The organism is Acinetobacter endophylla, assembly GCF_053543775.1.
Genome location: NZ_JBLVOM010000314.1, coordinates 1 through 12,471, shown reverse-complemented (window position 1 = coordinate 12,471; position 12,471 = coordinate 1). Strand labels below are relative to the sequence as shown.

Genomic DNA, 12,471 nt, shown 5'->3' with positions numbered 1-12,471 from the left:
TATATGAACAACACATTATCTATCCAAAAAGGTTTTACCTTAATTGAGCTGATGGTTGTGGTGGTGATTGTTGCAATTATTGCAGCAATCGCTATTCCAAGTTATCAGGAATATGCACGTAGAGCTAACGCAGCACAAGCACAGCAGGAAGTGCAGCGTTTAGCAAGTGAGCTTGAACGTTGGAAATCGCGTAATTTTAATTATTTAGGTTTTAATCTTACTCCAAATACTGTTCAAAACTATACTTTTGTGGTTAGAGATGGTGCTACGGGAAATCCAGCTCTTACGGTTGCAGCAGCAAGTGGAACGAGTTGGGTAATACGTGCTGTGCACAATGATGGTCGAAACTTTACATTCTTAATGAGTAGTAATGGAATTCGTTGTAAAAATAAAACCAGCAGCAATGTGACATTCACAGGTTGTGGAACAGAGGCGACAGGGAGTGAGACATGGTGAAAAAACACTTCTCTGGATTTACGCTCATCGAATTGATGATTGTAGTGGCAGTTATCGCTATTTTGGCCGCAATAGCCTATCCATCATACCAAGACTCAGTGCGGAGAGCGAAAAGAATAGATGCGCAAAGTACAATGATGGATATTGCGAGTAGGTTGCAGAAGTATAAAATTGCTCGTTTTAGCTTTGAAAAAGCAGATGGCAGTTTTGTTACGTTAGCAGATGTTGGTGTGACGAACCAAATACCTTCATCAGGAACGCCTTTATATACGATTGCATTATCAGATCAGGGGCTTGGTAGTTGGACTTTAACTGCAACACCAACAGGATCACAAAGTACGGATGGTCATTTGGTATTAAATCATCGTGGGCAGCGTTGTTGGACTAAAGGTTCTGATAACAATAGCGGTACGGCTTGTGTTCCATCCGCAACTTCCAACTGGGACGGCAAATAAATAAATTCAAACCTGCGGATAAATACGTTTTGATCTTTCATTCAGGGCAAAATTCACGTAAAATACTGCCCTCTATGAAAGGGGTTTGAAGTGTTCCGGTGGTCGGTACATGAATAATCCGTAAAAACTATAAGGTTCTATCATGGTTGTTATTCGTCTTGCACGCGGTGGTGCTAAAAAACGTCCGTTCTATCAAATCATTGTGACTGATAGCCGTAATGCACGTGATGGTCGTTTCATCGAACGTATCGGTTTCTTCAACCCTACAGCTCAAGGTAAAGCAGAAAAACTTCGTTTAGATGCTGACCGTTTTGCTCACTGGGTTTCTCAAGGTGCTCAACCTTCTGATCGTGTTGCTTCTTTAGCTGCTCAAGCTAAAAAAGCTGCAGTTGCTGCATAATTTTTATATAAATTAGGTAGTAGCTTGCCCATGACACCAACACAGAATGTTCCCGAAGATCGTATTCAGATTGGACAGTTGCGTTCAGCATATGGATTAAATGGGTGGCTCTGGGTCTATTCCAATACAGAACCTATGAGCAACATATTTGACTATCTGCCTTGGTACATTGAGACCAAAGCAGGTTGGCAAATTGTCGATGTAAAACGTTGGAAACCACATGGTAAAGGCCTGGTTGTTTCGCTGAAAGGTGTGAGTGATCGCACTGGTGCAGACGAACTGGTTGGCTCCAATGTCTGGATCTCTAAATCGCAACTGCCTCAAGCAGGCGTAGATGAGTACTATTGGTCTGATTTAAAAGGTCTAACTGTGTTAGGTCTGGACGATGAAGAGCAAGAAGTCAATCTCGGTCAAATTTTTGAGCTGTTTGAGACAGGTGCTAACGATGTGATGGTGGTTCGCGCAACTGCCGACAGCATCGATGGCGAAGAGCGAATGATCCCATGGCATAAAGATGTGGTGCAACGCGTTGATCTTGAAGCTGGTCGTATCTACGTCAATTGGGGCGTAGACTACTAAGAATTTTTCGGAAATACGGGAGTCTGCGATGTTTTTTGCAGTCATTACGCTTTTTCCTGAAATGTTTGAAGCGATTACAGCCTATGGGATTAGCGGGCGCGCAGCAAAACGTGAGTTGATGCAAATTCATTGCATCAATCCTCGCGATTATGCGACGGGCAACTATAAACGGGTGGATGAACGTCCATTCGGCGGTGGTCCGGGTATGGTGATGATGGCTGAGCCTTTGGCAAAAGCAATCCAGCATGCCAAAGAGCTTGCAACGCAAGCAGGTGCAGTTCAGGTTCCTGTGGTGTATATGTCACCGCAAGGAAAGACCTTAAACGAAACTGCGGTACAGGATTTTGTCAAATATGACGGAATCATCGTACTGTGCGGACGTTATGAAGGCGTCGATGAACGTTTGATCCAGCAATATGTTGATCAGGAATGGTCAATTGGAGATTATGTCTTATCGGGTGGTGAGCTTCCTGCGATGGTTTTATTGGACAGTATTATCCGGAGACTTCCAGGTGCCATGTCTGATGAACAGTCACACGTGCAAGACTCATTTGTGGATGGTCTTCTAGATTGCCCACAATATACCAAGCCAGATCATTTTGAAGGTTTGGATGTGCCTGAGGTGTTAAAGTCCGGGCATCATGCCAATATTGAAAAATGGCGGTTTTTGCAGCGATATCAGCGTACACTTGAACGCCGCCCAGAGTTGGTGGAAAGAGTCGAGCTGACCAAGCAGCAGAAAAAATGGCTAAAAGATTTGTAAGATATTAATGAGTAATCATTTCTATCTTCAAGCAAGTACTTAAAATCATTTAAGTATTCTTTAATAGGCTCTTTATGGTTGAGATGGTCAACCATAAAGGGAAAGATAATCGGGTGTATGCGCTTTAGCCTCTATACCCAGCGATGATCAGACCTCTTCTGACTCGCACATATTGGAGATACCCCATGAGCGGTAAGCATCCTTTAGTTCAAGTAATTGAAAACGCACAATTGAAACAAGACATCCCTGCTTTTGCACCAGGTGATACAGTTATTGTTCAAGTTAAAGTAAAAGAAGGCGAGCGTGAGCGTTTACAGGCGTTCGAAGGCGTTGTAATTGCTAAGAAAAACCGTGGTTTGAACTCTGCGTTCACAGTACGTAAAATTTCTAGCGGTGTTGGTGTTGAGCGTGTATTCCAAACTCACTCTCCAATCGTTGCTGGTATCGAAGTGAAACGTCGTGGTGACGTTCGTCGTGCTAAACTTTACTACCTACGTGAATTGTCTGGTAAAGCTGCACGTATTCGTGAAAAATTACCAGCTCGTAAAACTAAAGCTTAATTTTAAGTTTTATACGAGTGAAAAAATGCGCCTTTGGGCGCATTTTTTATGCCTGATTTTTATTTGGATTTATTCGAAATGTTCCTGCAAAGGCAAGATCATGGCATCCAAAATATCCAAGAAAATTTTATGAATAAACATCAGGAATAATACAAAATATCCCCAAGACTGGAATCCTGCATTAAAAAGTTGAATGCAAATAAAACATTGTGTGATAGCCAGTAAAATACTGATCCATACATTTGCGATAATATGTCGATGACAAGAGGGACAATAATAAGGCTCATATTTTTTAAATTGAAAAGGATTAATCACTTTTCGTTTGCAACAGGGGCAGGTTCTTTTAAATCTGTTTTTGATTTCTATAGAAGGTATCTGCATTTATTTTATTTCACAGTTCTTTTTATATTTGATGAATATTTTATATGCAGTTTAATCATGATTAACAAGTAAATTTCAAGAAAAAATTTGGAGAAAAATAAGATAGAAAAAGCCTCTGGATGAATAGAGGCTTGTGTAGCTCTATAAACCTTGCAGTTTTAAGCGGTTGGCATGCTGGCGATAAACATCGACTGGGTCTGGAGCAAAGATATTTTTTAACCCGAGTAACTGGTTCACTTCATCCAGATGGTTCCAGTTGTAGTTATCCCGAATTGTTTTACCGAATTTGGCACTACAGCGGGAGACCAGACCATCATTTTCCTTGCCACCATCAATGAGTAAAGCTGTAACTTTCAATGCTGAATCAGGATCGAGCGGGTTGGTGACTTGACCTACACCAGTGAATGAATAATGACGAATATCACCTTCTTTTTCCTTACCTTCACCGCAGGCGGTGGTTGGCATACCGAGCGGATATTTCTGGTTGAATTGAGCGGATCCTGCCAAGGTCAGGCTGCGACCACCGGCTAGAGAATCATGCGGGAAACTGTTCGGATCCAGCCCTTGTGCCCAGGTGATGGCCTTGGACACCAGGTTGATGCCACCGACTAAAGGCCCTTGTATCGGTGTGCCTTCTGCCTGAAGGATCAGGTCTGCCATCGGAGAGCCTTTATGCGGAGCACCGACTGAAGTCAGGGAAGCAACCAGGTCAGGTCTCGCACCTGCGACATAACGAATGGTCGGGCCACCATGCGAATGACCAATCAGATTGACTTTAGATGTGCCGGTAATCGCCAGAATTTCATTGACTTGCTCTAAAAGCTGTTCACCCCGAATTTCCGATGAGTTAAAAGGTGAGACACGTGTTGCCCAGACATTGCCGCCATTACGTGCCAGATCCGGTAAAATCTGATACCAGTAATCCAGTCCAAACTGGTCGGTACCGACCCGGATGAAACCCGCCATACCATGTGCGAACACAATCGGATATTGGGTCTTAGCATATTGTGAACTGGCTTTTGCTGTGATCTGACTGGCTTGGGTGGATGCCTGGGTGCTGAGGCATGTACCCGCCAGCAGTAGGCCGGTGATTAATGCTCCGAATTTCATTATATTTTCCTCACTTTTATTGTTTTAACAGGATGATCCTCATCCGGTTGCCTAAAGTTCCGCTCTGTAGCAGGGACTCAGTTTCCTAAGTTTTTTTAATTAATAAAGATGATCTATTTATAAAGATGAGCGATTTATAAGCCTTGTAGTTTGAGCCGGTTGGCATGTTGGCGATAGAGTGCGACCGGATCCTGCGCGAAAGGACCCAAAATGCCAAAAAACTGGTTTACTTCATCAAAGTGGTTATGGGCATAGTCCTGACGGATGATTTGGCCATAGCGTCCGCTATACAGCGGTAGAGCACCATCATTGGCTTCTCCTTTCAGGAAACTGCTACCTAAAGTCACGACTGTAGACTCTATCGCATCCAAGGAATTGGTTGCCTGCCGGTTGCCCATCCAGGAATAGTGGTAAATTCCATTGGATGTAAGTTTGCTGCCTTGGGTCTGACAGTTTTGGGGAATGGCAGAGGAGCCATATTTCATATTGAAAGCCTGAATCGCCTCTGGGTTCATAGCTTCCAGTGCCTCGATCATACTGACCGGATACTGGTTACCCGTGACCAGATTCATGCTGTGGCCCAGAATCGTACCGATGGCCTGAATAAAGGGCTCAAGGAGGGGTGTCTGGCCGGCATTGACAAAAACCGGTGTGCCTTGCATAGCGCCTGCAATGGCGGTTAAAGAGGCAGCTTTATGCGGCGTAATGCCCTCAATATATTGAATCGTTGGGCCACCTTGGCTATGCCCAATCAGATTGACTTTCTTATGACCTGTCAGTGCCAGTACTTCATCAATTTGCATCAAGAGCTGTTCGCCACGCAGTTCATTGGATGCAACAGCAGACAATTCGGCAGAAAATACCCATGCACCATGCCGGCTCAGGTCTTGGGGAATCTGATACCAGTAATCCAGACCGATGCTCTCCGTTCCAATCCGGTTAAAACCCAGACCAAAACCATGCACAAAGACCATCGGGTATTTTGTCCTGGCATAATTCGAGAGGACAAAATTGCTTTTGTATTGCTGTAATGCCGCGGCTTGCACAGGGCCAGTCCATATGGAAACTAACAGTAAAAGGTTCAAGTGATAGATTATTTTTTTCATTGCAGCTTCCAGAACAATGATAGGTTAAATAAAAAGAACCAGAAAAAAAGCCTATATCTCAACTGAAATATAGGCACTCTGGGTTATAAACCTTCTAATTTGAGTCGGTTGGCATGCTGGCGGTAGAGGGCGACCGGATCTGGTGCAAACACGCCTTTCAGACCAAACATCATATTGGCCAGGTCCGTATGATTGAGTTTGTACTGGTCATGAATCACCTTGCCCATGAACGCACTACAACGTGAAACCATGCCATCATTGTCTTTACTGCCATAAGATAAAGGGCCGAGCTGCATCAGGATCGTATCAATATCCAGGGCATTGGTGGCTTGGGCCACACCCGTCCATGAATAATAATGAATGCCTTTACTATCTTTCTGTTTTAAATTTTTATTGCAGTTTTCTGTAGAAGCCAATACGCCATCTTTGACCACCTGCTGTGCCACTGTGGCATTAAAAGTATTTGAACCGGTCTGGCTCAGGGATTTCATGGAAGCATCAAAATCAATTTCCAGTTCAGGCTTAAACTGACCCAGTGCAATCAATGGACCAATAATATAATCACCTAAAATGTTAAAGGCGGTACGCGTCAGGCTATTGTTCTGAATATCATCTGCCACTTTGGAGCCATGGTAGGTTCCTGCAACGCCGGTAATAGAGGCGATATACTGCGGCTGGGTCGCTGCAACATACAGCACTGTTGGTCCACCATGGGAATGGCCAATCAAGTTCAGTTTTTGCTTTCCGGTAATTGCCAGAACCTCTTCAACCTGATGGATTAGTTGTTCTCCGCGATGCATCGTTGTATTTGCCGGCGATAATTGTGCAGCAAACACGGTTGAACCATTACGTGCCATATCCGGCAGAATCTGATACCAGTAATCCAGCCCGATACTATCGGTGCCAATGCGTGACCAGCCTAGCCAGCCATGTACCATCAGGATCGGATATTTGGTCTTGGCATAGTCAGACCGGCTCTTTTCGATGACTTGTGTTGCACTCGCTGCAGCCTGAGTCTGTGCAGAAAAACTGAATCCCAGAGTAGTCGCTAAAGCCACAGTCAGTAACTGGGCTGTCTTGCTGAAAGTATACATAGCTGTCCCTTTTTAAATTTTATCGTTATTCAAGCAATCATTGCTTTTTGTATAGTGTCGCAAGCCACAAATCAGACTATGAAAATACAGTTTAGGCCTTCAGTGGCTGAGCAATTTTTCTTTTGAAGAAGCGGTATTTTTTCATTTCAGAGGTCTAAAACCATGTCATTTGGGGACATGCAGGACAGGAGGAATTTACATTGTAAGTATGCGTTTTATTTGCAGATGTATTTAAATAAAAAGTCTTTGAAATCATTATAATTTTTCTAAGTTATTTTGTGTAAATACGAAATATTTGGAAACAACTATAAAAGATCATTTTGAGAAAAAATATAAAGTTATCAAAAGGGCATTTATAAAAAAGCCATCAACAGGTGATGGCTTTTAGGCTTAGTCAGCAAAGGGCAGCTTGGCTCCCTGATCATGAACCTGTTCAAAGGTTTCTACCCGCAGCTGTTCTTGCGGTGTATTAAAATGTTTGCTGCGAAGCTGGGCAATCGCTTGCTGCTTTGCAGTATCGGACATGCCGGACTGGGTAATCTGATCCCGTTCATCTAAATAGCCAGTCACCCGGTTTTTCCAGTCGCTGCGTTGCACATCCAGTTGTTCCAGACGCTGTGTCGCTTCAGCACCGACCAGATTAATCCGCATTTGCCGGATTTCATCGCTGGAACCGCCACGGGCTTTAATATCAGCGGTGAGTTTGCGCAGGTCTTCCAGTTTATTCAGTTGTTCCAGATTTTCCTGCCAGTCCTGCGGGAGTTGCTGAAACAGTGCTTTGAGCTTTTGGGCTTTTTCAGTTTCCGTTAAGCTTTTGTCTGCCAGTATGCTCATCCGGTCCAGGGTATATTCATGATAGGCATCTTCTGTGCCGAACAAGCCCTCAATTTCATACTTGGAAAAGTATTGCTGGCGCAAATTCTGGGTACTGTTATAGATACTGCGATAATAGGCAGGATCTTCCTGATTCAGCCCGGCCGGTGCAGTGAGCTGGCCCAAACTCTGACGGTACTGGATATAACGATCCCATAAATCCAGAATTTGCGAGAGTGCCGGTTCTTTATGATTCTGGCGAATATAGGCTTTAAAATCCTGCTGGATCTGCTGCAGATTTTTTTCACCAAACTGGGTAATAAAATATTCAAAACAGTTGCGGGTCTGTTCATTCACGAGCAGACGGTTGCTGGTATCTAACTGCATTTGACAATTAATTTCGGTATCTTGCTGGCTGGCACTGGGGAAAGCTGCATTGGCAGGGCCATTGACCAAGAATGCGGTTTGCTCTGCCTGAGTTTCAGTTAAAGGCATTTTTGTCCCGGTATCTGCCTGGGTATTTTCTTTTGGGGACAGCCATAAGATCAGTGTGAGGATACATAGCACCAGCAACGCCAGAATGATCCATATTTTATATTTCTGCATATCCTATGCACCTATTTTCTCGTTATTTCATTATTTTTAGATATTCAAGCTTTTAGATATTAAAGCTTTTAGATGTTCAAGCCGGCTCAATATGCCATAAAAATCATTAGAGACTATAGAAAAGTTGTAAATCCTCTCGCAGGGTTTTACCATGGCGCCAATTTATAAAATGTCTGATTTTTTGCCATGAAAGCATCATCTCCTAAAATTCAGCGTCGTCATCTCAGTGGTGTCTTCCTGCTCAATAAGCCTTTGGGCATCAGTTCCAATGCTGCATTGCAAAGAGTCCGCTGGTTGTACCGTGCACAAAAAGCCGGCCATACTGGTGCGCTGGATCCGCTGGCATCCGGTTTATTGCCCGTGTGTTTGGGGGAGGCGACCAAGTTTTCGCATTATTTATTAGATTCGGTCAAGCGTTATCAGACGACCGTATTTTTGGGACATAGCACCACCACGGGTGATGTGGAAGGCGAGGTGCTTCTGGAAAAAGCAGTTCCTGAACTCTCGGAAGCCTTGATTCAGGACACATTGGCACAGTTTATCGGGGATATCCAGCAAGTGCCGCCGATGTATTCTGCCTTGAAAAAAGAAGGCCGTCCTTTATACGAACTGGCGCGCAAAAGTATCGAGATTGAACGTGAAGCACGTCCAATTACAATTTTAGCGATTGAGCTTTTATCCTTTACGGAGAACAGTATCACGCTGGATATTACCTGTTCTAAAGGAACTTATATCCGGGTTTTGGGGGAAGATATTGCCAAAGCACTGGGAACTTATGGCCATCTAACTTATCTGCACCGCATCAAAACCGGTCATTTCGATTTGATCCCGAGTTATACCATTGAATATCTGGAAAGCCTGAGCGAAGCAGAGCGTGATGCACTGTTGTTGCCGGCCTATGCACCGGTTGATCATTTTCCAAAAGTGCAGGTACCCGAAGGTCGTGCAGAATATTTTAGCCGTGGCATGGAAAGCAATATCGAACATGAAGCAGCTGAACAGGTGCTGGTTTTTGATGGTGAAAAATGTCTGGGTCTGGCTGAAATTACTGACAAAAAACGTCTGGTACCCAAACGCGTTCTGAACCTCTAATCGAGTCAATATATGGAAATTGAGATCATCATCAGTCTGGTTGTCTTTGCATTTTTTGCAGGGGCGATTGATGCTGCCGTAGGCGGTGGTGGTCTGATCCAGATCCCGGCAATTATGGGGAGTTTACCGCATTTACAGCCTGCTACGGTCTTTGGCACCAATAAACTCGCGTCCATTTGTGGCACCGCTTCTGCGGCATTTTCCTATCTGCGTCAGGTAAAACTGCCGTGGCTGCTCTTGGGCGTGATTGCACTGTGCAGTTTTGTCAGTTCTTTTATGGGTGCAGCCAGTGTTACGCTAATTCCAGTCGAGATCCTTAAGCCTTTTGTGCTGGTCATGTTGATCGTGATCACAATCTATACCTTAATGAAAAAACAGTTTGGCCAGGTGCATACCGAACAAAAACTGAATCGGAAAATGCTGATTCTGGCCACTTTGGGCAGTCTGGCGATAGGCTTTTATGATGGTATCTTTGGTCCGGGCACCGGCAGTTTTTTTATTTTCTTTTTTATTCGCTATTTAAGCGTCGACTTCCTGCATGCATCGGCCTTATCGAAAATTGCCAATTTCACCACCAACCTGGCCGCCTTAAGCTTTTTTATTCCCAGTGGCAATGTGCTGTTTATGGTCGGGGCAATGATGGCGGTGGCCAATATTTGTGGTTCCTTGGTCGGGGTCCGTTTGGCATTTAAATATGGCAGTGGCCTTATCCGGATTTTATTTCTGATTCTGGTCAGTCTGCTGATTTGCCGGATGGCCTACCAGATGTTTATATAGATATAAACCCGATGTAAATCATTCTCGATATTAAAATTTCTTAACAAATCACTGTATAAACTGCGTCTGAACCTGTTCTGAAAATCTCCTAGAATCAATGATATGAAAAATAAAACAATCGGAGAAATATCGGAATGACGACTATTTTTGAAGCATTAAGAGAGAGTCATGAGATTCAGCGTGATCTTGCAGAAAAACTATTACAGACTTCCGGGGATACACCAGAACGCCGCGAGCTGTTCAAGCAACTCAAAAATGAATTATTTGCGCATGAGGCTGCGGAAGACCGTTATTTTTATATCCCCTTGATGATGACCGATTCGGGTCTGAATATTACACGTCATGCCTTGGCCGAACATCATGAAATGGATGAAATGATCGAGGAATTAACTGCAACTGAATTGAGTAATCCGGGCTGGATTGCCATGGCCAAAAAACTTTCCGAAAAGGTGCATCATCACTTAAAAGAAGAGGAACATGGTTTCTTCCAGCAAGCCGGTAAAATTCTGGATGAAAAGCAGAAGAGCGCTTTAGCAGTGCAGTACAAGAATGAATACCAGCGTTATAAAGACATGAAAAAAGATATGCTGGTACAAAACTAAACATCGAAAAGATGACATTTGATTAGCTACTTTTCCATAACTTATAACTCAAATTAGATGTTTGAGTTAATCGTTATGCATGTTTAGCTTAAGAAGATGATTGTACAGCCTCATTTCTTAAAAATTTAAATGCTTTTGTGTAGGCAATCTCCCTACTTTGGAAAGACCCAAAGTAGGCAAAAGTCTTTTGTTACCCATACACGACGTCCTGTCGTGATGGGTAACATGTGGCATCCTTGCCACACTCGCGTATCAAAAATCTCTTTATTGCAACTAGGGCATCTGATCATCTTTTTATCTGGAGATATGGGATTTTTATCCATTCATCTATTTTTTTTAGTTATATCAAAGGGATAAAGTGAAGAGATTAATGATGAGATATATTTAGTTGTTCAAATTCCAATAAGCCTTTTAGGTATTCTTTTCTCCCGATCCTTGACGGGCGGCACGTACAGTCACGCCGACTGATGCTAGCATGATACAGATCAGTGCCACGGCCTGAAGAAGCGTAATTTTTTCGCCTAATAGTACAAAACCGGCCAGTGCAGCCAAAGCCGGAGACAGGCTGGACAGGGTGCCATAGCTGGTTTTATTCAAATGCTGAAGTGCCTTTAAATCCAGAGCATAAGGAATGGCTGTTGCCAGTACAGCAATAGTAATTGCCTTGCCCCAATACTGGGTGTCTATCAAGGCAGGAGCATTGTTATACAGTCCGATTGGTAACAGGCATAAGGCTGAAATACTGATCGCAATAGTCAGTGCATGCATGCCGATATTTTGCTGCACTACACGTTGCCCGAAGAAAATATACAGTGCCCAACATAAACCCGCACCTAAAGCACAGGCGGCGCCCAGAAGGTCGAAATTACTACTATTGGCCTGTCCCCATGGCACCATTAACGCAATGCCTAAAATGGCCATCAATACCCAAATATAATCACTACGATGTTTGATCGAGAGCAGGGCCAGACCCAAAGGACCAATAAACTCCAGACCGACTGCAATTCCCTGCGGTAATCTTCCCAGAGACAGATAGAATAAAATATTCATGACCCCTAAAGCGGCGCTATAGCAGAGTAAATCCCGCCATTTCAAAAAAGGCAACCGCTGAATGATTTTCCAGGAACGAAACATTACCCCAACAATCATTGCTGCAAAGCACAGCCTTAAAATGGTCACAGTGACCGGATCCAGCACACTAAACAGCTGTTTGGCAAAAGATGCACTGATCTGGTAGGAGGTCATGGATAAGACCATGAACAATACGGCAAGGAGTTGGGCGTTTGGCATGGAAGCAGCTTCTACCCAGAATGGGTGAAAATGAGAAATAGGGGAAAGTGAAATTATAGCAAACTGGTTAATTTTTAATGAGTAGGGCAAGGAAATATTTTGCCGAGGCGAACTTAAATTTTGGGTGGTGTTTTAAAAAGTATGCTGACATTAAATGAAGCCATTATTGATGTAAAAGAAGGTTAAGTCGAAGGCTTTAAAATGGTTTTCAAGCTTTTTGGAGAAATTACAACTTCTTCTAAAACCACGCCTTATTCGATGCCTTATTTTGCAATTATTACCTTCAATTCCTACAGTAAAAAACTTACCAATACTTTGCTTGCAGTTTTTAAAAGCAGTGATGAAACTGTCCCAATGATCACTTGCAATTCGGGTGTAGTGAATACC

At 43.5% G+C, this 12,471-nt stretch carries 15 protein-coding genes; 9 read left to right on the top strand and 6 right to left on the bottom strand.

Annotation, left to right across the window (positions count from 1 at the left end; genetic code table 11):
- The first annotated feature begins 3 nt into the window (after nucleotides 1–3).
- From ACNPNW_RS17315 to rplS, 6 genes are all read left to right on the top strand, one after another.
- A complete protein-coding gene (locus ACNPNW_RS17315; RefSeq protein WP_179997171.1) occupies nucleotides 4–456 on the top strand; it encodes a type IV pilin protein in 453 nt (150 codons plus the stop codon).
- The gene (locus ACNPNW_RS17310) at nucleotides 450–911 is read left to right on the top strand and encodes a type IV pilin protein (protein ID WP_448767240.1); all 462 of its coding nucleotides are present in this window, start codon (nucleotides 450–452) and stop codon (nucleotides 909–911) included. The genes ACNPNW_RS17315 and ACNPNW_RS17310 overlap by 7 nt, the downstream gene beginning before the upstream one ends.
- Nucleotides 912–1,053: 142 nt before the next feature.
- The gene (gene rpsP, locus ACNPNW_RS17305; RefSeq protein ID WP_004281198.1) at nucleotides 1,054–1,311 is read left to right on the top strand and encodes a 30S ribosomal protein S16; all 258 of its coding nucleotides are present in this window, start codon (nucleotides 1,054–1,056) and stop codon (nucleotides 1,309–1,311) included.
- A gap of 30 nt (nucleotides 1,312–1,341) precedes the next feature.
- Complete coding sequence (gene rimM / locus ACNPNW_RS17300) at nucleotides 1,342–1,890, top strand: ribosome maturation factor RimM (RefSeq protein WP_004281200.1); 549 nt, start codon at nucleotides 1,342–1,344, stop codon at nucleotides 1,888–1,890.
- 28 nt (nucleotides 1,891–1,918) lie between these two features.
- Complete coding sequence (trmD, locus tag ACNPNW_RS17295) at nucleotides 1,919–2,653, top strand: tRNA (guanosine(37)-N1)-methyltransferase TrmD (protein ID WP_448767239.1); 735 nt, start codon at nucleotides 1,919–1,921, stop codon at nucleotides 2,651–2,653.
- A gap of 185 nt (nucleotides 2,654–2,838) precedes the next feature.
- Nucleotides 2,839–3,213, top strand: coding sequence for a 50S ribosomal protein L19 (gene rplS / locus ACNPNW_RS17290; protein WP_005101283.1), 375 nt, complete (start codon nucleotides 2,839–2,841; stop codon nucleotides 3,211–3,213).
- A gap of 522 nt (nucleotides 3,214–3,735) precedes the next feature.
- Here rplS and ACNPNW_RS17285 read toward each other — a convergent pair.
- From ACNPNW_RS17285 to ACNPNW_RS17270, 4 genes are all read right to left on the bottom strand, one after another.
- A complete protein-coding gene (locus tag ACNPNW_RS17285) occupies nucleotides 3,736–4,704 on the bottom strand; it encodes an esterase/lipase family protein (protein WP_448767238.1) in 969 nt (322 codons plus the stop codon).
- A gap of 134 nt (nucleotides 4,705–4,838) precedes the next feature.
- Entirely contained in the window at nucleotides 4,839–5,810 is a 972-nt protein-coding gene (locus tag ACNPNW_RS17280; RefSeq protein ID WP_448767237.1) for an esterase/lipase family protein, read from the bottom strand.
- An 83-nt stretch (nucleotides 5,811–5,893) separates the two neighbouring features.
- A complete protein-coding gene (locus tag ACNPNW_RS17275; protein WP_005248304.1) occupies nucleotides 5,894–6,904 on the bottom strand; it encodes an esterase/lipase family protein in 1,011 nt (336 codons plus the stop codon).
- A 390-nt stretch (nucleotides 6,905–7,294) separates the two neighbouring features.
- Nucleotides 7,295–8,323: a lipase secretion chaperone gene (locus ACNPNW_RS17270; RefSeq protein WP_448767236.1), complete on the bottom strand. Its 1,029-nt coding sequence runs from the start codon at nucleotides 8,321–8,323 to the stop codon at nucleotides 7,295–7,297.
- 186 nt (nucleotides 8,324–8,509) lie between these two features.
- Here ACNPNW_RS17270 and truB point away from each other — a divergent pair, with 186 nt between their 5' ends.
- The 3 genes from truB to ACNPNW_RS17255 all read left to right on the top strand — a co-directional run bounded on the left by truB (nucleotide 8,510) and on the right by ACNPNW_RS17255 (nucleotide 10,794).
- Nucleotides 8,510–9,415 (top strand): tRNA pseudouridine(55) synthase TruB, encoded by a 906-nt coding sequence (truB, locus tag ACNPNW_RS17265; RefSeq protein WP_448767235.1) that lies wholly within the window; start codon nucleotides 8,510–8,512, stop codon nucleotides 9,413–9,415.
- A 12-nt stretch (nucleotides 9,416–9,427) separates the two neighbouring features.
- Entirely contained in the window at nucleotides 9,428–10,192 is a 765-nt protein-coding gene (locus ACNPNW_RS17260) for a sulfite exporter TauE/SafE family protein (RefSeq protein ID WP_448767234.1), read from the top strand.
- A gap of 134 nt (nucleotides 10,193–10,326) precedes the next feature.
- Nucleotides 10,327–10,794, top strand: a complete 468-nt coding sequence (locus tag ACNPNW_RS17255; RefSeq protein ID WP_448767233.1) for a hemerythrin domain-containing protein — start codon at nucleotides 10,327–10,329, stop codon at nucleotides 10,792–10,794.
- 411 nt (nucleotides 10,795–11,205) lie between these two features.
- Here ACNPNW_RS17255 and ACNPNW_RS17250 read toward each other — a convergent pair whose 3' ends face one another.
- On the bottom strand, nucleotides 11,206–12,084 hold the full coding sequence (locus ACNPNW_RS17250) for an EamA family transporter (RefSeq protein WP_448767232.1): 879 nt from the start codon (nucleotides 12,082–12,084) through the stop codon (nucleotides 11,206–11,208).
- Between the two features lie 150 nt (nucleotides 12,085–12,234).
- Nucleotides 12,235–12,471: IS1 family transposase (locus ACNPNW_RS17245; protein ID WP_448766626.1), on the bottom strand; the 237-nt coding region annotated here is incomplete at its 5' end.

What these genes read in the sequence shown, in the direction of transcription:
- ACNPNW_RS17315 (WP_179997171.1), top strand. Translation starts at nt 4, where the DNA reads ATGAACAACACATTATCTATCCAAAAAGGTTTTACCTTAATTGAGCTG.
- ACNPNW_RS17310 (WP_448767240.1), top strand. Translation starts at nt 450, where the DNA reads ATGGTGAAAAAACACTTCTCTGGATTTACGCTCATCGAATTGATGATT.
- rpsP (WP_004281198.1), top strand. Translation starts at nt 1,054, where the DNA reads ATGGTTGTTATTCGTCTTGCACGCGGTGGTGCTAAAAAACGTCCGTTC.
- rimM (WP_004281200.1), top strand. Translation starts at nt 1,342, where the DNA reads ATGACACCAACACAGAATGTTCCCGAAGATCGTATTCAGATTGGACAG.
- trmD (WP_448767239.1), top strand. Translation starts at nt 1,919, where the DNA reads ATGTTTTTTGCAGTCATTACGCTTTTTCCTGAAATGTTTGAAGCGATT.
- rplS (WP_005101283.1), top strand. Translation starts at nt 2,839, where the DNA reads ATGAGCGGTAAGCATCCTTTAGTTCAAGTAATTGAAAACGCACAATTG.
- ACNPNW_RS17285 (WP_448767238.1), bottom strand. Translation starts at nt 4,704, where the DNA reads ATGAAATTCGGAGCATTAATCACCGGCCTACTGCTGGCGGGTACATGC.
- ACNPNW_RS17280 (WP_448767237.1), bottom strand. Translation starts at nt 5,810, where the DNA reads ATGAAAAAAATAATCTATCACTTGAACCTTTTACTGTTAGTTTCCATA.
- ACNPNW_RS17275 (WP_005248304.1), bottom strand. Translation starts at nt 6,904, where the DNA reads ATGTATACTTTCAGCAAGACAGCCCAGTTACTGACTGTGGCTTTAGCG.
- ACNPNW_RS17270 (WP_448767236.1), bottom strand. Translation starts at nt 8,323, where the DNA reads ATGCAGAAATATAAAATATGGATCATTCTGGCGTTGCTGGTGCTATGT.
- truB (WP_448767235.1), top strand. Translation starts at nt 8,510, where the DNA reads ATGAAAGCATCATCTCCTAAAATTCAGCGTCGTCATCTCAGTGGTGTC.
- ACNPNW_RS17260 (WP_448767234.1), top strand. Translation starts at nt 9,428, where the DNA reads ATGGAAATTGAGATCATCATCAGTCTGGTTGTCTTTGCATTTTTTGCA.
- ACNPNW_RS17255 (WP_448767233.1), top strand. Translation starts at nt 10,327, where the DNA reads ATGACGACTATTTTTGAAGCATTAAGAGAGAGTCATGAGATTCAGCGT.
- ACNPNW_RS17250 (WP_448767232.1), bottom strand. Translation starts at nt 12,084, where the DNA reads ATGCCAAACGCCCAACTCCTTGCCGTATTGTTCATGGTCTTATCCATG.